The organism is Rubrivivax sp. A210 (assembly GCF_904426505.1).
Taxonomy (GTDB): Bacteria; Pseudomonadota; Gammaproteobacteria; order Burkholderiales; family Burkholderiaceae_C; genus Rubrivivax.
Map to the genome: position 1 here is coordinate 14,276 of NZ_CAJGBN010000012.1, position 19,148 is coordinate 33,423.

Genomic DNA, 19,148 nt, shown 5'->3' on the forward strand with positions numbered 1-19,148 from the left:
TGTCAGGTGGTGCGCAGGGTCTTGCGCGTGGGCGTCTTGCGCGCCGGCGCCTTCTTGGCCGCGGCCGTCTTGCGCGCCGGCGACTTGCCGGCCACGCGCTGGTAGGCGGCCGTCTTGTCGGCGGCCTTGCGGGCCGCGGTCTTGGGCGCGGACTTCGCAGGCGCCTTGGCCACGGACTTGGCAGCCGCCTTGCGGGCCGGCGCCTTGCGCGGCGCGGCCTCCGCGTCGGCCACCGCCTTCTTCGCGGCGCGGCGCGGCGCCGGCTCGGGCTCGCTGGCCTTGACCAGGCCGGTGTTGACGGCGCCCACCTTCATGCGCACTGCCTTGCCGCCCCAGATTTCTTCGAGGTGGTAGTAGTCGCGGATGCCCGGCTGCATGATGTGGGCCACGGCGGCACCGCAGTCGACGATGATCCACTCGCCGTTTTCCTCGCCCTCGGTGCTCATCACCTGCATGCCGCGCGACCTGACGGCGTCGCGCACGCTGGCGGCCAGGGCCTTGGTCTGCCGGTTGCTGGTGCCCGAGGCGATGATGACGCGCTCGAACAGCGAGCTGAGGTGCTCGGTGTTGAAGACGGCGATGTTCTGGGCCTTGACGTCTTCAAGACCGTCGACGATGGCGCGCTGCAGCTTGCGGATGTCCATTCAGCTCCTGGTATCGGGCCCGTACAGGCCATGGGATTCAATATAGCCGGCCACCGCCGGCGGCACCAGTGCGGCGATGCCGCGGCCCTGGGCCACGCCTTGCCGCACGCCGGTGGATGACAGGTCGGTCAGCGGCAGCGGCACCATGCGGTGCGGATGGCGCAGCACCTCGGGGTGGACGGCACCGGTCTCGCCAGGCCGCCCGGCCACGGCCAGCACGACGCGGCCCATCAGATCCTGCCAGCCGTGCCAGGTGTGCAGGCCGGCGTACTGGTCCTGCCCCATGAGCAGAACCCACTCCGTATGCGGCTCGCGCGCCTGCAGGGCCTTGACCGTATCCAGCGTGTAGCTGGCGCCGGAGCGCTCGATCTCGATCGGGTCGAGCACGAAGCGCGGCTCATGGGCGATGGCCAGGCGCAGCATCGCAACGCGGTGGGCCGCGTCGGTGAGCGTGCGCGCCTTCTGCCAGGGCTGGCCGGCCGGCACCCAGCGCACCTCGTCCAGTTGCAGGCCGTCCAGCGCGGCCTGCGCCAACGCGACATGAGCGCGGTGTACCGGATCGAAGCTGCCGCCGAAGAGGGCAGCGCGTCGCGTCATGCGGCCAGCCAGTCGCGCACCGGCAGGAAGTCGCTGTACAGCCGCGCCTCGGGCGAGCCGGGCTCGGGCTGCCAGTCATAGCGCCACTTCACGATGGGCGGCATGCTCATCAAGATGCTCTCGGTGCGGCCACCACCGTGCAGGCCGAAATGCGTGCCGCGGTCCCACACCAGGTTGAACTCGACATAGCGGCCGCGCCGGTAGGCCTGGAAATCGCGCTCGCGTTCGCCATAGGCCGTGGCGCGGCGGCGCTGCGCAATGGGCAGGTAGGCCGGCAGAAAGGCGTCGCCCACGGCCCGCATCAGCGCGAAGCCGTTGTCGAAGCCGCCCTCGTTGAAATCATCGAAGAAGAGGCCGCCCACGCCGCGCGGCTCGTTGCGGTGCTTGAGGAAGAAGTACTCGTCGCACCAGGCCTTGAAACGCGGATGCTTGTCGGCACCGAAGGGTGCCACCGCATCGTGGCAGACACGGTGGAAGTGGCGCGCGTCGTCCTCGACGCCGTAATAGGGCGTGAGATCCATGCCGCCGCCGAACCAGGCCACAGCCTCGCGCCCCTCCGGAAACGCCGCCAGCAGGCGCACATTCATGTGTACCGTGGGCACGTAGGGGTTGCGCGGGTGCATCACCAGCGAGACGCCCAGAGCCTCGAAGGGCGCACCGGCTAGGTCGGCGCGGTGTTGCGTGGCCGAAGGCGGCAGGCTCTGGCCTTTCACATGGCTGAAGTTGCAGCCGCCGCGCTCGAGCAGGCCGCCCTCCTCCACCAATTGCGACAGGCCGTCGCCCTCCAGCTTGCCGCCGGCAGGGCGGGTCCAGCCGTCGCGGCGAAAGGGCGTGCCGTCCTCGGCCTCGAAGGCGGCGACGATGCGGCCCTGCAGGCCGAGCAGGTAGGCGCGCACGGCAGCGGTGTCGGTCATGGCACGGCTCATGCAGCTCAGTGGCGGATGGCGCGGTGGCCGATGTCGCTGCGCCACTGGGCGCCGTCGAAGCCGATCTGGCGCACCACGTCGACGGCGCGCTGCTGCGCCTGGCGCACCGAGTCGGCCAGCGCGGTGACGCAGAGCACGCGGCCGCCACTGGTGACGATCTGGCTGCCCTGCGGCGCGGTGCCGGCGTGGAAGACCTCGACGTCGGCGCCGGCCACCACCGGCAGGCCGGTGATGACATCGCCCTTGCGCGGCGACGCCGGGTAGCCGTGGGCGGCCATCACCACGCCCAGCGCGATGCGGCGATCCCATTGCAGCTCCACCTTGTCCAGCGTGCCCTCGGTGGCGTGCATCAGCACCTCGAAGAGATCGCTCTTCAGGCGCAGCAGGATGACCTGGGCCTCGGGATCGCCGAGGCGGCAGTTGAACTCCACCGTGCGTGGCTGGCCCTGGCCATCGATCATCAGCCCGGCATAGAGAAAGCCGGTGAAGGGCACGCCGTCGCGTGCCATGCCGTCCAGCGTGGGCTGGATGATCTCGTGCATCACCTTGGCATGCACGTTGGGCGTTACCACGGGCGCCGGCGAATAGGCACCCATGCCGCCGGTGTTGGGGCCGGTGTCGCCGTCGCCGATGCGCTTGTGGTCCTGACTGGTGGCCAGGGGCAGCACATGGCGGCCGTCGCAGACGACGATGAAGCTGGCCTCCTCGCCGGCCATGAAGTCCTCGATCACGACGCGCTCGCCCGGCTTGCCCAGCATGGCGTCGATGGCGGCATGGGCCTCGGCGGCCGTCATCGCGACGACCACGCCCTTGCCGGCGGCCAGGCCGTCGGCCTTGACGACGATGGGCGCGCCGTGGCGCTCAACATGCGCATGCGCCGCCGCCGCCTCGGTGAAGGTGGCGTAGAGCGCGGTGGGGATGCCGTGGCGCTGCATGAAGTCCTTGGCATAGGCCTTGGAGCTTTCAAGCTGGGCGGCGGCCTGGGTGGGCCCGAAGATGCGCAGGCCGCGGGCGCGGAAGAGGTCGACGATGCCGGCCGCCAGCGGCGCCTCGGGGCCGACCACGGTGAGCGCCACCTTCTCGGCCGCCACGAAATCGGCCAGTTCGGCCGGGTCGGTGAGCGGCACGTTGTGCAGCGCCGGGTCGGCCGCAGTGCCGGCGTTGCCGGGCGCCACGAAGACCGTCTGCACGCGCTCGCCCTGCGCCAGCTTCCAGGCCAGCGCATGCTCGCGGCCGCCGCCGCCGATGACGAGGACCTTCATTCCTCGATCAGGGCGTTGTGGTACACGTCCTGCACGTCATCGAGATCCTCGATCACGTCGAGCAGCTTCTGCATGCGCGCAGCGTCGTCGCCGGCCAGCTCGATGGGGTTCTCGGCGCGCATCGTCACCTCCGCCACCGCAGGCTCGAGGCCGGCGGCGGCGAGCGCGTTCTTCACGGCCTCGAAATCGGCCGGCGGCGTCAACACCTCGATGGAGCCGTCGTCGCCGCTGATCACGTCTTCGGCGCCTGCATCGAGCGCGACTTCCATCACCTTGTCCTCGCTGGCGCCGGGCGCGAAGACGAGTTGGCCGCAGTGCTTGAACTGGAAGGCCACCGAGCCCTCGGTGCCCATGTTGCCGCCGTACTTGCTGAAGGCGTGGCGCACCTCGGCCACGGTGCGCACGCGGTTGTCGGTCATGCAGTCGACGATGATGGCCGCACCGCCGATGCCATAGCCCTCGTAGCGGATTTCCTCGTAGTTCACGCCTTCGAGGTTGCCGGTGGCCTTGTCGATGTTGCGCTTGACGGTGTCGACCGGCAGGTTCACCGCCTTGGCCTTCTCGATGGCCAGCCGCAGGCGCGGATTGGCCGTGGGGTCGCCGCCGCCCAGGCGGGCCGCGACCATGATCTCGCGGATCACGCGCGTCCAGGCCTTGCCGCGCTTTTCATCCTGCCGGCCCTTGCGGTGCTGGATATTGGCCCATTTGGAATGACCCGCCATGGAATGCTCTGCTCCTCGAATTCGGAGGACGATTTTAGCTGCCGCCCCCGCCGGGCCCCTAAGCGGCACCTTGGCAAGGCGGCCGGGGGGCGATTACCGTCACGCCATGAACAGCCCCCAAGACTTCGACAGCTTCCTCGACCAGGCCTGGGACGACCACGCCGAAGACGCCGCCGGCGTGGCCGCGCGGCTGGCCTCCCAGGGCCTGACCGTGGCCAGCGCCGCCGGCCACATCGCGCCGCTGGCCCAGTTGGCCCACCACGTCTGGGGCGAGCATCTGGGCGACTGGGCCACTGGCCGCGCCTGGCTGGTTCGGCTCGGCGCCCACGACGCGGCGGATGACGTCGGCCGCGCCGCGGTGGCACGCTGCACCGCCAGCCTGGACCTGAGCGAGGGCCGTGTAGACCCGCGCGGCGGCCTGACCGCCTCCGAGCGCATCCGCGTGGTCGCCATGGCGGCGGCCAACCTGGCCGAGCGCGACACCCCGCGCGCCAGCATGCTGTTCGAGCAGGCCCTGGCCGAGGCCGATGGCGCCGGTCTGGCCGACAGCGACCCCATGCACCGCGCGCTGGCCGTCACCGGCAACAACCTGGCCTGTACGCTGGAAGAGAAGCCGCGGCGGTCAGCCGCCGAGCGCCAGCTGATGATCCGCGCCGCGCAGGCGGCACGCCGCCACTGGGCCATCGCCGGCACCTGGCGCGAGACGGCGCGTGCCGAGTCGCGCCTGGCGATGAGCTGGCTGCAGGCCGGCGAGCCGTCGCAGGCCCGCCACCACGCCCGCCTGGGTCTGGAACTGGTGCTGGCCCAGGAGGGCCCAGCGCTGGAGCAGTTCCTGGCCTGGGCCGCACTGGGCCGGGTCGACCTCGTCGCCGGCAACCAGGACGGCCACCAGACGGCGCAGGCAGGCGCACGCGCCGCCTTTGGCGCATTGGCAGACGACGAGCGCGTCTGGTGCCAGGAGATCCTGGACCAGATGGCCGCAACCTGACGCGCAGGACCGCGCGTCTGGCGCGGTGCCGCAGTCGGCATCGGGTCGAACCCGGTAAACAGCCGTTTATGACCTTTGGCGGCCTGCGGGTGGAATACTGCCCCCGGCCGGCGCAGACCGGCGCCCGATACCCCGACAGGAGACAAGACGATGCGCGTGATCCCCATCGCGGCCCGGCGTGAGCCCGCGGCCGCCTGCGACGACGAATCCGGCGAAATCCCCCGCCTCAATCTGCCGTTGGCGCGGCGCGACTTCCTCAAGGGTTCGGGCGTGCTGATGGGCACCATCGCCACCGGCTCCGTGCTGGCGGCGCTGGCGCCGTCGCCGGTGTGGGCCGTCGAGCTCAAGACACTGAGCAAGGGCGAGGGCGAGGCGCTGATGAAGATGGGGCGCACGCTGTACCCGCACGCCAAGTTGCCCGACGCCGTGTACGCGCTGCTGGCCAAGGATCTGGACGCGGCAGCCGCCGCCGATGCCGCCACCGCCACGATGCTGCGCGAAGGCCTGGCCGGGCTGGACAAGGCCGTCGGCGGACGCTTTGCCAAGGCCAGCGACGCCAAGCGTCTGGCCGCCGTCAAGGCCATCGAAGGCAGCCCCTTCTTCGGCGCCGTGCGCGGCAAGTGCGTCACCTCGCTCTACGACAACGACATGGCCTACGCCGTGTTCGGCTACCCCGGCGCCTCCTTCGACAAGGGCGGCTACATCACGCGCGGCTTCCAGGACCTGAAGTGGCTGCCCGCGCCCGACGAGGCCGCCAGCCCCAAGCCCTTCATGGGCTGAGGCCGGCCCACGCGGGCCTGGCCCGCACCTGAACGTCGAGCGCCCGGGCCCGCTGCGGCCAGGGCCGTGCATTCATAAGAAAGCAGGAGACATCCATGGCGAAATTCGAACAGGGCGACGATTCGGTCGTCGTCATCATCGGCTCGGGCGCAGGCGGCGGCACGCTGGCCAACGAGCTGTGCCAGAAGGGCATCAAGGTGGTGGTGCTGGAGGCTGGCGCCCGCCAGTCCACGGCCAGCTTCATCAACGATGAATGGAAGTCCTTCGTCCAGCTGGCCTGGCTGGACCCGCGCACCACCTCGGGCAGCTGGCGCGTCGCGAAAGACTTCTCGGGCCTGCCGGCCTGGATCTGCAAGACCGTGGGCGGCACCACCACGCACTGGGCCGGCGCCTCGCTGCGCTTCCAGGCGCACGAGTTCAAGGCCAGGACCACCTACGGCGGCATTGCCGGCACCAACCTGGCCGACTGGCCGCTGACGCTGGCCGAGCTCGAACCCTGGTATGCCAAGGCCGAGGACAAGATGGGTGTCACGCGCACCCACGGCATTCCCGGCCTGCCCGGCAACAACAACTACAAGGTGATGCACGCCGGCGCCAAGAAGCTGGGCTACCAGGACGTACACACCGGCAACATGGCCATCAACAGCGTGCCGCGCCATGGCCGCGGGCGCTGCATGCAGATCGGCTTCTGCTTCCAGGGCTGCAAGAGCGGCGCCAAGTGGAGCACGCTGTACACCGAGATCCCGGCCGCCGAACGCACCGGCAACCTCGACCTGCGTCCCGAATCGCACGTCGTGCGCATCGAGCACGACGATGCCGGCAAGGCCACGGGCGTCGTCTACTTCGACAAGGATGGCAAGGAGCAGCGCCAGAAGGCGCGCCTGGTCTGCGTGGCCGGCAACTCCATCGAGACGCCACGCCTGCTGCTGCTGTCGGCCTCGAGCAAGTTCCCCGACGGCCTGGCCAATTCATCGGGCCAGGTGGGGCGCAACTACATGCGCCACATGACCGGCTCGGTCTACGCCGCCTTCAAGCAGCCGGTACACATGTACCGCGGCACCACCATGGCCGGCATCATCCGCGACGAGGCCCGCCACGACACCAAGCGCGGCTTTGCCGGCGGCTACGAGCTCGAGACGCTGGCGCTGGGCATACCCTTCATGGCCGCTTTCCTCAACCCGGGCGGCTGGGGCGCCGACTTCTCATGGTGGATGGACCACTACACCCACCTCGCCGGCATGTGGCTGGTGGGCGAGGACATGCCGCGCGAGAGCAACCGCGTCACCCTCAACAAGGCGGTGAAGGACAAGTACGGCAATGCCGCGCCCAATGTCCACTTCGACGATCACGACAACGACGTGGCAATGCGCAACCACGCCTTCGCCCAGGGCGAAAAGGTCTACCAGGCCGCCGGCGCCATCCGCACCTTCCGCACCCCACCCTACCCGAGCACGCACAACCTGGGCACCTGCCGCATGGGCGCCTCGGCCAAGGACAGCGTCTGCAACGCCTTCGGCCAGACCCACGACGTGCCCAACCTCTTCATCTCCGACGGCAGCCAGTTCACCACCGGCGGCGCCGAGAACCCGACGCTGACCATCGTGACCCTGGCCATTCGCCAGGCCGACCACATCGCCAAGCTGATGAGCCAGCGCGCGATCTAAGGCGCAGGCGGAACAGGAGGACAGCGCCCATGTGCGAATACTTCGTCAAGGCCGACCCCATCGCCTACGAGCAGCGCACGCGCAGCGTGCGCATCCATGGCGTGCTCACCAGCATCCGGCTCGAGAACATGGCCTGGGACATCCTGGCCGAGATGGCCGATGCCGAGAGCTGCACCACCAACCACCTCATCGTGACCTTCCACGACGAGATCATGGCCCATCGGGGCGAGGTGCCCAACTTCGCCTCCTTCCTGCGCGTCACCTGCATGCGCTACCTGCGCCGCCAGCTGATGGCGGCCGAACGCGAACGCCCTACCGTCGCGCCGCCGCCCAAGGTGGTGGCGCTGGGCGCTCGCGCCTCACGTTGACCCCCATCCACCGCAAGCCCATCCGCATGGCCAAAGTCATCCATTCCATGATCCGCGTGCTCGATCTCGAGCGCTCGATGCGCTTCTATGCCGACGCCCTCGGCCTCACCGAGGCCCACCGGCTCGACTTCCCCGACTTCGCACTCGTCTACCTGCGCAATGCCGAGAACGATTTCGAGATCGAGCTCACCCTCAACAAGGGCCGCACCGAGCCCTACACCCATGGCACCGGGTATGGCCACATCGCCGTCGTGGTTTCCGATGTAGCCGCCACCCATGCCGCGCTCTGCCAGCAGGGCTACGAATGCGCGCCCGTCAAGGAGTTCAAACGCGGAGAAGAACTGCTGGCAAGGTTTTTCTTCATTCAAGACCCGGATGGATACAAGATAGAGATGCTGGAGCGGCACGGCCACTACCAGTGACAACGCCAACGACAGACACAACGAGGAGACAAGCTTGACCAAGACCCCCAACCGTTCCGACTACCGACCCGCCTTCCGACTCGGGCTGCTCACCGCCCTGCTGGCTGCCGCCGGCCTGGCCGGTGCGCAGGATGGCACCATCCAGAAGCTGCAGCAGATGAAGGTCGCCACCACCGACCTCAACATCCCGCTCGTGCCGCAGACCGGCAAGAACGCTGACACCATCCGCGAGAACCTCAAGCGCATCAAGCTGCCGCCGGGCTTCAAGATCGACCTCTACGCCGTCGTGCCCGATGCCCGCCACATGGCGGTCGCGCCCAGCACCAACATGCTCTTCGTGGGCACGCGCAAGACCACGGTCTGGGCCGTCACCAACCGCAACAGCGGCGACATGGCCACCGAGGTCAAGTCCTTCGCGCCCAGCCTGAAGTTCAGCAACCCCAACGGCGTGTGCTGGACCAAGGACGGCTTTCTCATCGTCGCCGAGCACAACCGCGTGCTCAACTTCCCGGCCGCCGAGTTCTTCTATGAAGGCCCGGACGTGGCGGTGATCACTGTCGTCGACCAGGGCAAGCTGGTGCCGCCGGAAGAAGAAAGCTACAACCACGGCGCCCGCACCTGCCGCGTCGCCGACGACGGCAAGCTCCACGTCACGCTGGGCCAGCCCTACAACGTGCAGCCCAAGGACAAGGTGGCGCTGTACGAGAAGCTGGGCATAGGCGGCATGGTGCGCATGAACGCCTTCGATGGCTCGGGCCGGGAGGTGGTTGCTCGCGGCGTGCGCAACCCGGTGGGCATGGACATCAACCCCAAGGACAAGTCGGTCTGGTTCACCGACAACCAGACCGACGGCATGGGTGACGACACCCCGCCCGGCGAACTGAACCGCATCACCAAGAGCGGCGGCGAGCACTTCGGCTACCCCTTCATCCACGGCAACAGCACCCAGATCGCCGGCACTGGCGCCGCGCCCGACCTCAAGGGCATGTCGCCGCCTTCCAGCTGGACCAAGCCGCAGCTCGAGTTCCCGGCCCACCAGGCCCAGCTGGGCATGACCTTCTACACCGGCAAGATGTTCCCGGCCAAGTACCAGGGCGGCATCTTCGTCGCCTCGCACGGCTCGTGGAACCGCACCAAGCCCAGTGGCGCCCTCATCAACTTCGTCTCGCTCAAGGGCGACGGCAATGCCGACAAGTCCGAGGTCTTCGCCGAAGGCTGGATCGACGACAACGGCATCTACCGTGGCCGCCCGGTCGACGTGGCGGTGATGAAGGACGGCTCGCTGCTGATCAGCGACGACTTCGCCGGTGCGCTCTACCGCGTCACCTACGCGCCCTGAGGAAGCAGCGATGCGAGTGTCGAATCGCAAGCCGGGTTTGGTGCTCGTGCCGATGTTCGCCCTGGTGTTGACTGCGGCCTGGGCGGCACCCGCCGCCTGGGCTCAGGATGCCAAGCTCGGCCGCCAGAAGGCCCAGCCCTGCATGGTGTGCCACGGCACCAACGGGCTGTCCACCCAGCCCGATGCGCCCAACCTGGCGGGCCAGCCGGCCCTTTACCTGCGCACCCAGCTCAAGGCCTACCAGAGCGGCGAGCGCCGCCACGAGACCATGGCGATGATGGCCAAGACGCTGTCCGACGAAGACGTGGCGCATGTCGCGGCCTGGTTCTCGTCGATACGCATCGAGGCCCACGTCAAGCCCTGAGCACGCCAACGGACCGGCCCCATCGACCCCCGCGAATGCGGGGGTTTTCGTATCTGCGATGGCATCAGTGCGTCTGTGGACATATTGCACGGATGGCCCAGGGCCAACCGCCCTCTGCCCTAGCGCCTTCCGCCATGAAAACCGCCGTCACCACCCTGGCCTGCATGCTCGCCCTGCTGAGCAGCACCGCCGCGTGGGCCCAGGCGTCCACCGATCATGCAGACAGGGTCAGCGCCACCTGGAAGGTAGGCAGCAGCGCCGAGATCCAGCTTGGCACCGGCAGCAGCGGCTTTGCGCGCGCCGTGGCCGCCGCCCAGGAAGCGCTGGACAAGGCCAGCCCGCTGGCCGTGAGCTTCCAGAACCGGTCGACGCCATCCTTGACCACCACCTTGTTGCCGGCCGCCATCGAGGTGACGGTGGGTGGCGCAGGCCACGCCATCGAAGTCTTCGACCTCGGCCAGCGCGCCCGCTCCGCCAAGGCGGAAGCGCCGGCCATGTCCTGCCTGGCCGATTGCGGCGAGTTCACGCTGTCCTTCGATCTCGATGACTTGCTGGCCGGTGGCGCCAGCCTCAGCGAATGGGTAGGCCTGGACGAAGACGACCCCGGCACCGCCGGCTTCGCCCTGCTGGCCGCCGACCCGGCGGCCGGCTCGAACCGCAATGCCGCGCTGACGACCACCATCAGCGCCGTGCCCGAGCCCGGCTCCATGCTGCTGATGCTCGGCGGCCTGGCCGCCTTCTCGCGCCGTCTCTTCCGCCGCGCCTGAACAGCGCCGGCGCGGCCCGCGCGGCGTCTCGCCTTAGACTGCGCGCGCTGTCCACGCCGCGGAGACGCCCCATGCCCGACCCCATCCTCGTTGCCCAGCGCGGCGACGCCCAATGCCAGCTGCTGCCGGCGCTGGCCAACCGCCACGGCCTCATCACCGGCGCTACCGGCACCGGCAAGACGATCTCGCTGCAGACGCTGGCCGAGAGCTTCAGCCGCATCAGCGTGCCGGTGTTCATGGCCGACGTGAAAGGCGATCTCACCGGCATCAGCCAGGCCGGCAACATCAGCCCCAAGCTGCGCGCCGTGCTGCAGGAACGAGGCCTTGCCGAACCGCCCGCTGCCGCCTGCCCCACCACGCTGTGGGACGTCTTCGGCGAGCAGGGCCATCCGGTGCGCGCCACCGTCAGCGACATGGGGCCGCTGCTGCTGGCGCGCATGCTGGCGCTCAACGAGACCCAGCAGGGCGTGCTCAACCTGGTGTTCAAGATCGCCGACGACAACGGCCTGGCTATCCTGGACATGAAGGACCTGCGCGCCGTGCTGCAGTACGTGGGCGACAACGCGAAGGACTTCACCACCGAGTACGGCAACATCAGCGCCGCCAGCGTGGGCGCCATCCAGCGCGGCCTGCTGCAGATCGAGGAACAGGGCGGCGACCGCTTCTTCGGCGAGCCCATGCTCGACATCAGCGACTTCATGCAGACGGTAGACGGCCAGGGCGTGGTCAACATCCTCGCCGCCGACAAGCTGATGAACGCGCCGCGCCTGTACGCCACCTTCCTGCTGTGGATGCTGTCGGAGCTGTTCGAGCTGCTGCCCGAGGTGGGCGACCTCGAAAAGCCCAAGCTGGTGTTCTTCTTCGACGAGGCCCACCTGCTGTTCAAGGACGCGCCGGCGGCCCTGGTCGAGCGCATCGAGCTGGTCGTGCGCCTGGTGCGCAGCAAGGGCGTGGGCGTCTACTTCGTGACCCAGAACCCGCTGGACGTGCCCGACAGCGTGCTGGCGCAACTCGGCAACCGCATCCAGCATGCGCTGCGCGCCTTCACGCCGCGCGACCAGAAGGCGGTGAAGGCCGCCGCCGAGACCATGCGCGCCAATGCGCAGATCGGCGACATGGCCGCCGCCATCATGGACCTGGCGGTGGGCGAGGCCTTGATCAGCTTCCTCGACGAGAAGGGCCGGCCCAGCGTCACCGAGCGCGTCTACGTGCTGCCACCGGGCAGCCAGATCGGCCCCGTCTCGCCCGTCCAGCGCCAGGCCCTGCTGCAGGGCTCGCTGGTGGCCGGCACCTACGAGAAGACGGTGGACCGCGAATCGGCCTACGAGAAGCTCAAGGGCCGCGCAGCCGGCGGCGCCGAAGCGGCCTCGGGTCAGGCGTCACCGACGGGCGGCGCGACCCTGCCCACCACGGCCGGTGCGCCGGCCGAAGGCACCGGCGGCGGGCTGATGGACGGCCTCAAGGGCGTGCTCTTCGGCAGCACCGGCCCGCGCGGTGGCCGCCACGAAGGCCTGGCCGAGGCGGCGGCGCGCTCGGCCGTGCGCAGCATAGGCTCGGCCGTGGGCCGCGAGATCATCCGCGGCGTGCTGGGCTCGCTGCTGGGCGGCGGCTCGCGGCGGCGCTGACGAGGCAAGGCTCAAGGCCGCAGTCCGGAGCCGCATACCCCCGGCCGCCTACAATCCAGGGCTTCGCGCAGCTGGCGCGCCGACCACCTCCGGGAGCCCTTCGTGTCCTTGCCGCAACCCGCCACCGCCGCCGCACCGGCCCAGGATCAGGCCCTTCTCGAGCGCGAGCTGGCCGAGTTGTTCGTCGCGGCGCTCAATCTCGAAATGGCGGCCTCTGACATCGATGCCACGACGCCGCTGTTCGGCGACGGCCTGGGGCTGGACTCCATCGACATCCTCGAAGTGGCGCTCGAGGTCTCGCACCGCTACGGCTTCCAGCTGCGCTCGGACGACGAGAACAACCAGAAGATCTTCCAGAACCTGCGCAGCCTGGCGGCCCATGTCGCCCAGCACCGCACGCAGTAGACCCGGCGCCATGCCCGCCTGGCGCTACGCGGCCGCGGCCACGGCCCTGGCCGGCTATGCCCTGCTTTCGCACCTGCTGATGGTGCATGCGGCCCGCGAGCCCTGGGCCGTGGCGGTGCTGTTCGGTCCGCTGCTGCTGGCCGTGGCCGGTGCCGGCCTGGCGCGCCGCCAGCCCCTGGTGCTGGCCGCCTGCGCCGCCCTGCTGGCGCTGCTGGTGCTGGTCGTGCTGCGCGGTGGCGTGCAGGACATGCAGCGCCTGTATGTGCTGCAGCACGCCGGCATCCACCTGGCGCTGGCCTTGGGCTTCGGCATCACGCTGCGCCCGGGCGCCACGCCGCTGATCAGCGCCATCGCAGCGCGCCTGCACCGGACCTTCACGCCCGAGATGCAGGCCTACACGCGCTGGCTCACCGGCCTGTGGGTGCGCTACTTCCTGGCCATGGTGGCATTGTCCTTCGCCATCTATGCCCTGCTGCCCTGGGAGGCCTGGAGCCTGTTCGGCAACCTGCTCACGCCGCTGGCGGCACTGGCCTTCTTCGTCGGCGAGCACATCCTGCGCTACCGTCGCCACCCCGAATTCGAGCGCGTCACGCTGCGCGCCGCCTTCGAGGCCTACCGCGCGGCCGACGCGGCGCGCCGGCCATGAGCACAGCGTTATGAGCGATCTCCTGCCCCTGCTCGCCGAGCGTGACCTCGCGGCGCCGCTGGCCTGGCGCGGCGGCCAGGCCGTGAGCGGCGCGCAGTTCATCGCCGAGGCCCGGGCGCTGGCGCAGCAACTGCCCGACGGCCGCCCCATCAACCTGTGCCAGGACCGCCTGCACTTCGCGCTCGCCTTCGCCGCCGCCCTGCTGCGCGGCCAGACCAGCCTTCTGCCACCCAATGCCCTGCCCGAGACGCTGCGCCAGATTCCGGGCGATGGAACTGCCGCTTATCTGCTGGCCGATGACCCCGACCTCGACGCCGGTGGCCTGCCGCTGCTGTCAGTGCAGCGCCCCACCGACGTGGAACCGGCCCAAGCCATGCCGCAGATCGCCGCCAGCCAGGCCGCAGCCTGCCTGCTGACCAGCGGCTCCACCGGCGTACCTCAGCCGCACAGCCGCCGCTGGCGCCAGCTCGTCGCCAGCGTGGAGGCCGAGGCCGAGCGGCTGGCGGCACTGATGGGCCGCGCCAGCCTGGCCGGCGTCAACATCGTCGCCACCGTGCCGGCCCAGCACAGCTATGGCTTCGAATCCAGCGTGCTGCTGGCCCTGCTGGGTGGTGCCGCCTTCGACGCCGGCCGGCCCTTCTACCCGGCCGACATCGCCGAGGGCTTGGCCCGCCTGCCGCGCCCGCGTGCCCTGGTGACGACGCCGCTGCACCTGAAGACCCTGTTGCTCGCCGGCGTGGCGCTGCCGCCCGTGGACCTGGTGCTCTCGGCCACGGCGCCGCTCTCGCCCCAGCTCGCGGCCCAGGCCGAGGCGGCCTTTGGCGGCATCCTGGCCGAGATCTATGGCTGCACCGAGGCCGGCCAGGTGGCAGCCCGCCGCACGACGGCCGGCGAGACCTGGACCACGCTGGGCGCGATGCGCCTGCGCCAGGAGAGCGGGGCCGGCGCTGACCTTGGCGAAGGGCGCTACCTCGTCGACGGTGGCCCGGTCGAAGAGGCTACGCCCTTGGCCGACGTGCTGGTGCTCGAGGACGAGCGCCATTTCCGCCTGCTGGGCCGCGCCAACGACCTCATCCACGTCGCCGGCAAGCGCAGCTCGCTGGCGCACCTGAACTTCCACCTCAACCGCATCGAGGGCGTCGCCGACGGCGCCTTCTGGCTGCCCGATGCCCGTGGCGAAGAGGTCGTCAGGCCGGTGGCCTTGGTCGTCGCGCCGGGCCTGAGTGCGCAGCAAATCATCACGGCGCTGCGCGAGCACCTGGAAGGCGCCTTCGTGCCGCGGCGCGTGATCCAGGTCGAGGCCCTGCCGCGCGAGGCCACCGGCAAGCTCACCGCGACGGCGCTCGCCCGCTTCGCGCGCCAGACGCTCGGCATCGCCGACGCCGACGCCGACGCCGACGCCGAAGAGGCCGTGGTCGACCTCCGCATCGCACCCGGGCATCCGGCCTTCGCCGGCCATTTTCCGGGCCGGCCGCTGCTGCCCGGCGCGGCGCTGCTGTCGCTGGTGGTGCAGGCGCTTGAGCGCCAGCCCGCGCTGCGCCACCGCCTGGGCGCCACGCCCGCCATTGCCAGCGCCAAGTTCCTGGCCCCGGTGGGCCCGGGCGCACGCCTGCGCCTGGGCCTGCGCGCCCAGGGCCAGGGCCTGGCATTCGAGATCCGCGAGGGCGACACGCCCGTGGCACGCGGCCAGCTCACGGCCGGGGCGGCAGGGTGAGCGGCATGGCCCCGCCCGGCCCTCGCCAGGCCGCGGCCCCCGAATGGGCCGCCAGCGACGAGCGCAGCAACGCGGTCACGCTGCGCCTGATGGCCTGGATCGCGGTGACGGCGGGGCGCCCTGTGGCGCGCCTGTTGCTGCACCCCATTGCGCTGTACTTCCTGTGCTTCGCGCCCGCGCCGCGCCGCCATGCGCGGCGCTACCTGGGGCGGGCGCTGGGCCGGCCGGCGAGCTGGCTCGACCTCTACCGCCACTTCCACGCCTTCTCGGCCACGGTGCTGGACCGCGTCTACTTCGTGCGCGGCCAGATGCAGGCCTTCGATCTTCAGATCACCGGCGAGCACCTGGTCGACGAGACCCTGGCCGAGGGCCGCGGCGCCTTTCTGCTCGGTGCCCACCTGGGCAGCTTCGAGGCCTTGCACGCGGTGGGCGACAGCCGCCCGGGGCTGGAAGTGGCGATGGTCATGTTCCCCGACAACGCGCGCAAGATCCACGGCGTGCTGCAGGCGCTGGCGCCCGAGTTCAGGCTCTCGGTCATCGCCATCGGCCGCAGCGGCTCGACGCTGCAGATCCGCGACGCGCTGGACGCCGGCAAGCTGGTGGGCCTGCTGGGTGATCGCTCGCTGGGCGCCGATTCGGCGCGCACGCTCAGCGTCGAACTGCCCTTCCTGGGCCGTGCCGCGCGCTTCACCGACGGCCCGCTGCGCCTGGCCATGCTGCTGCGCCGCCGCGTCATCTTCATGGTGGGCCTCTACCGCGGCGGGCGCCGCTATGACATCCGTTTCGAGGTACTGGCCGATTTCCGCCAGCCGCCGGCCGAGCCCGCCGCGCGAGAGCAGGCCATCCAGACCGCGCTGGCCGCCTATGCCGCACGGCTGGAAGCACTCTGTCGTGAGGTTCCCTACAACTGGTTCAACTTCTTCGACTTCTGGAATGAGGACGCACAGCCCTGATCGCCGCGGCTTCGTCGCCGGCCTGCTGCTTGCGGCGGCGCTGCCGGCGCGCGCCCTCGACCTGCCCGAGCTGGCTGCGCTGCTGGCGCGGCGCAAGAGCGGCGAGGCACGCTTCACCGAAGAGCGCACCGTGGGCGGCCTCGACGGCCCGCTGCTCTCAAGCGGCACGCTCAGCTTCACCGCGCCCAGCCGCTTTGCCCGCCACACGCTGCAGCCGCGCGAGGAGTCCATGGTCGTCGACGGCAACAGCCTGGTGCTCAAGCGCGGCGGCCGCAGCCGCCAGATGGCGCTGGACGCGATACCTGAACTCGGCGCCCTGGTCGAGGCCCTGCGCGGCACGCTCAGCGGCGACGCGGCCACGCTGGCGCGCCACTTCCAGGTCCAGGTCGAGGGCGCGCCGGCGCGCTGGACGCTCACGCTGAAGCCGCGCGACGCCCGCCTGGCCACCCAGCTGCGCGAGATCAAGATCACCGGCCTGGCGAGCGATGTGCGCAGCGTCGAGTTGTGGATGTCCGGCGGCGACCGCTCGGTGATGGCCATCGAGCCGCTGCCGGCCGCGGCCCGATGAGCGGGCCCGCGCACGAGGCGAGCCGCGCCCCGCCCCGCCACCGCGCCTGGATCGTCGCGGCCTGGCTGCTGCTGCTGGCCGCGGCGCTGGGCCAGATCCTGCGCACGAATTTCACCGCCGACCTCAGCGCCTTCCTGCCCGCCAGCCCCGACGCCCAGCAACGCGTGCTGATCGAGCAGCTCGAAAGCGGCGCCCCGGCGCGCACCCTGCTGCTGGCCATCGAAGGCGGCGACGCCCGCCTGCGGGCCGAAGCCTCCCGCGCACTGGCGGCGCGGCTGCGTGCCAGCGGCCTGTTCGAGCAGGTGGGCAACGGCGAGACCGAGGCCTGGGCCCAGGTCGGCAGCTGGCTGGTGGACAACCGCTATGCGCTGAGCCCGGCGGTCGAGCCGCAGCGCTTCACTGCGGCCGGCCTGCGCGACGCCTTCGCCGACATGCTCTCGCTGCTGGGCACGCCGGCCGGCGGCGCCGTCAAGCCGCTGCTGGAACGCGACCCCACCGGCGAAACCCTGCGCATCGCCGAAGGACTGATTCCGTCGGGGGCGCCGCGCAGCGTCGAAGGCGTCTGGGCCTCGCGCACGGGCGAGCGCGCCCTGCTCATCACCGGCAGCAAGGCGCCAGGTGCCGACCTCGACGCCCAGGCCGTGACCATCGCCCGCGTCAGGAGCGAGTTCGCCGCCGTCGGTGGCGACTTGAAGCTGTTGATGAGCGGCGCGCCGCTGTTCGGCGTCGACAGCCGGGCCCAGATCGAGCGCGAGATCCACTGGCTGGCCGCCGCCGGCACGCTGCTGATGAGCGCCCTGCTGCTGGCTGCCTTTGCTTCGCTGCGCGCGCTGCTGGTGGCGCTGCTGCCGGTGGCGAGCGGCGTGCTGGCGGGCATTGCCGCGGTCAGCCTCGCCTTTGGCACGGTTCACGGCATCACGCTGGGTTTTGGCACTACGCTCATCGGCGAGGCGGTGGACTACGCCATCTACTACCTGATCCAGGCGCGCGCCGGCGGCTGGCGCCACTGGCTTCGCGAGGGCTGGCCCACCGTCAGGCTGGGGCTGCTGACCTCGGTCTGCGGCTTCGCGGCCCTGGTCTTCTCGGGCTTTCCGGGGCTGATGCAGCTGGGTGTGTTCTCGGTCGCCGGCCTCTTTGGCGCGGCGCTGTTCACCCGCTTCGTGCTGCCGGTGCTGATGCCCGACGGCGCCGCGGGCACCCGCGGCGCCGCCCGCCGCCGCGCCCTGGGCGGCGCGGTGGCGCGGGCCTTCGCCTGGCTGCCGCGCCTGCGCTGGCCGCTGCTGGCCCTGGGCGTGGCCGCCGCGGCCGTGCTGTGGCAGCGCGGCGACCTCTGGCGCGCCGAGCTGAGCGCGCTCAGCCCCATTCCCAAAGCGGCCCAGGATCTGGACGCCAGCCTGCGTGCCGACCTCAGCGCAGGCGATTCGCGCAGCCTGGTGGTGGTGTCGGGCGCCGACCTCGAGGCCACGTTGCGCCAGGCCGAGGCCGCCGGCCGCCTGCTCGACGCCCTCGTGGAGCGCGGCGCCATCGCCGGCTACGACAGCGTGGCGCGTTGGCTGCCCAGCGCCGCCACCCAGGACCAGCGCCGCGCCAGCCTGCCCGACGCGGCCACGCTGCATGCGGCCGTGGCCGCGGCCACGGCCGGCGGCCCGCTGCGCGCCGAGCGCCTGGCGCCTTTCATGGCCGAGGTGCAGGCGGCACGCCAGCGGCCCCCGGTGACGCTGGCCGGGCTGCGCGGCGCCGGGCTCTCGCCGCTGATCGATGCCCTGCTGCTGCAGCGCAAGGACGGCAGCTGGGTCACGCTGCTGCCGCTGCAGCCGCCGCAGGCGGCAAGCGCCGGCCTCGACACCGCCGCGGTGCGCGCCAGCCTGCAGGCGCTGCCGGGCAGCCAGGTCATCGAGATCGGCGCCGAGCTGTCGCGCCTGTATGCGCGTTACCTGCGCGAGGCCCAGGTCCAGGCCCTGTTCGGCGCCCTCGGCGTGGTGCTGCTGATGGCCTTCACGCTGCGCTCGCCGGCGCGCCTGCTGGCGGTCTGCCAGCCCTTGCTGCTGGCCGTGCTGCTGACCTTGGGCGGCCTGGCCGCGCTGCAGGTCCAGCTTGGCATCCTGCACCTGGTGGGCCTGCTGCTGGTGGTGGCCGTGGGCTCGAACTACGCCCTCTTCTTCGACCTGCTGCGCCGCCGCCTGCCAGCCGACGACGACGCCGACACCCTGGCCTCGCTGCTGCTGGCCAATCTCACCACGGTGCTGTCCTTCGGGCTGTTGGCGCTGTCGGCCATTCCGGCACTCTCGGCCATCGGCCGCGTGGTGGCGCCGGGAGCGCTGCTGGCGTTGCTGCTCGCAGCGGCCTTCGCCCCGCGCATGTTCGGTGCAAAGCCTGCGTCACAGGGTGCGTGAG

Annotated in this window: 20 protein-coding genes; 15 read left to right on the plus strand and 5 right to left on the minus strand. The window is 70.8% G+C overall.

Translation table 11 applies throughout. From position 1 onward, the window contains the following. Window positions 1-2: 2 nt before the first annotated feature. The 5 genes from rsfS to JMV16_RS08710 are packed head-to-tail and all read right to left on the minus strand — an operon-like array spanning window position 3 to window position 4,151. Window positions 3-644 (minus strand): ribosome silencing factor, encoded by a 642-nt coding sequence (gene rsfS, locus JMV16_RS08690; RefSeq protein ID WP_201493864.1) that lies wholly within the window; start codon window positions 642-644, stop codon window positions 3-5. Further along, window positions 645-1,241 carry a nicotinate-nucleotide adenylyltransferase gene (nadD, locus tag JMV16_RS08695; protein ID WP_201493865.1) on the minus strand — a complete coding sequence of 199 codons (597 nt, stop codon included), beginning with the start codon at window positions 1,239-1,241 and terminating at the stop codon, window positions 645-647. After that, complete coding sequence (hemF, locus tag JMV16_RS08700; protein WP_236580418.1) at window positions 1,238-2,155, minus strand: oxygen-dependent coproporphyrinogen oxidase; 918 nt, start codon at window positions 2,153-2,155, stop codon at window positions 1,238-1,240. Before hemF ends, nadD begins: the two co-directional genes overlap by 4 nt. 17 nt (window positions 2,156-2,172) lie before the next feature. Next, window positions 2,173-3,429: a phosphoribosylamine--glycine ligase gene (purD, locus tag JMV16_RS08705; protein ID WP_201493867.1), complete on the minus strand. Its 1,257-nt coding sequence runs from the start codon at window positions 3,427-3,429 to the stop codon at window positions 2,173-2,175. Then, window positions 3,426-4,151, minus strand: a complete 726-nt coding sequence (locus tag JMV16_RS08710) for a YebC/PmpR family DNA-binding transcriptional regulator (RefSeq protein ID WP_201493868.1) — start codon at window positions 4,149-4,151, stop codon at window positions 3,426-3,428. The genes purD and JMV16_RS08710 overlap by 4 nt, the downstream gene beginning before the upstream one ends. Window positions 4,152-4,257: 106 nt before the next feature. Between JMV16_RS08710 and JMV16_RS08715 the strand changes: the two genes are divergently transcribed. The 15 genes from JMV16_RS08715 (at window position 4,258) to JMV16_RS08785 (ending at window position 19,147) form a co-directional block, all read left to right on the plus strand. Beyond that, a complete protein-coding gene (locus JMV16_RS08715; protein WP_201493869.1) occupies window positions 4,258-5,139 on the plus strand; it encodes a hypothetical protein in 882 nt (293 codons plus the stop codon). Window positions 5,140-5,289: 150 nt separating this feature from the next. After that, window positions 5,290-5,919 (plus strand): twin-arginine translocation signal domain-containing protein, encoded by a 630-nt coding sequence (locus JMV16_RS08720; protein WP_201493870.1) that lies wholly within the window; start codon window positions 5,290-5,292, stop codon window positions 5,917-5,919. 95 nt (window positions 5,920-6,014) lie between these two features. Continuing rightward, window positions 6,015-7,583 (plus strand): GMC family oxidoreductase, encoded by a 1,569-nt coding sequence (locus JMV16_RS08725; protein ID WP_201493871.1) that lies wholly within the window; start codon window positions 6,015-6,017, stop codon window positions 7,581-7,583. 29 nt (window positions 7,584-7,612) lie between these two features. Next, window positions 7,613-7,951, plus strand: a complete 339-nt coding sequence (locus tag JMV16_RS08730) for a ribbon-helix-helix domain-containing protein (RefSeq protein WP_201493872.1) — start codon at window positions 7,613-7,615, stop codon at window positions 7,949-7,951. Between the two features lie 26 nt (window positions 7,952-7,977). Beyond that, entirely contained in the window at window positions 7,978-8,373 is a 396-nt protein-coding gene (locus JMV16_RS08735) for a VOC family protein (protein WP_201493873.1), read from the plus strand. A 34-nt stretch (window positions 8,374-8,407) separates the two neighbouring features. Continuing rightward, window positions 8,408-9,712 (plus strand): PQQ-dependent sugar dehydrogenase, encoded by a 1,305-nt coding sequence (locus JMV16_RS08740; protein ID WP_236580419.1) that lies wholly within the window; start codon window positions 8,408-8,410, stop codon window positions 9,710-9,712. 10 nt (window positions 9,713-9,722) lie between these two features. Further along, entirely contained in the window at window positions 9,723-10,076 is a 354-nt protein-coding gene (locus tag JMV16_RS08745) for a c-type cytochrome (RefSeq protein WP_201493874.1), read from the plus strand. 134 nt (window positions 10,077-10,210) lie between these two features. Then, on the plus strand, window positions 10,211-10,843 hold the full coding sequence (locus JMV16_RS08750; protein WP_201493875.1) for a PEP-CTERM sorting domain-containing protein: 633 nt from the start codon (window positions 10,211-10,213) through the stop codon (window positions 10,841-10,843). Window positions 10,844-10,914: 71 nt separating this feature from the next. Continuing rightward, on the plus strand, window positions 10,915-12,468 hold the full coding sequence (locus JMV16_RS08755; protein ID WP_201493876.1) for a helicase HerA-like domain-containing protein: 1,554 nt from the start codon (window positions 10,915-10,917) through the stop codon (window positions 12,466-12,468). 108 nt (window positions 12,469-12,576) lie between these two features. Beyond that, window positions 12,577-12,873 carry a phosphopantetheine-binding protein gene (locus JMV16_RS08760; RefSeq protein ID WP_201494386.1) on the plus strand — a complete coding sequence of 99 codons (297 nt, stop codon included), beginning with the start codon at window positions 12,577-12,579 and terminating at the stop codon, window positions 12,871-12,873. 10 nt (window positions 12,874-12,883) lie between these two features. Then, window positions 12,884-13,519 carry a hypothetical protein gene (locus JMV16_RS08765; protein WP_201493877.1) on the plus strand — a complete coding sequence of 212 codons (636 nt, stop codon included), beginning with the start codon at window positions 12,884-12,886 and terminating at the stop codon, window positions 13,517-13,519. 10 nt (window positions 13,520-13,529) lie between these two features. After that, complete coding sequence (locus tag JMV16_RS08770) at window positions 13,530-15,233, plus strand: AMP-binding protein (protein WP_201493878.1); 1,704 nt, start codon at window positions 13,530-13,532, stop codon at window positions 15,231-15,233. A gap of 5 nt (window positions 15,234-15,238) precedes the next feature. Beyond that, on the plus strand, window positions 15,239-16,186 hold the full coding sequence (locus JMV16_RS08775) for an acyl-CoA synthetase (RefSeq protein ID WP_201493879.1): 948 nt from the start codon (window positions 15,239-15,241) through the stop codon (window positions 16,184-16,186). Further along, window positions 16,167-16,754 carry a LolA-related protein gene (locus JMV16_RS08780; RefSeq protein WP_201493880.1) on the plus strand — a complete coding sequence of 196 codons (588 nt, stop codon included), beginning with the start codon at window positions 16,167-16,169 and terminating at the stop codon, window positions 16,752-16,754. The genes JMV16_RS08775 and JMV16_RS08780 overlap by 20 nt, the downstream gene beginning before the upstream one ends. Continuing rightward, on the plus strand, window positions 16,751-19,147 hold the full coding sequence (locus tag JMV16_RS08785) for an MMPL family transporter (RefSeq protein WP_201493881.1): 2,397 nt from the start codon (window positions 16,751-16,753) through the stop codon (window positions 19,145-19,147). The genes JMV16_RS08780 and JMV16_RS08785 overlap by 4 nt, the downstream gene beginning before the upstream one ends. Window position 19,148 lies beyond the last annotated feature (1 nt).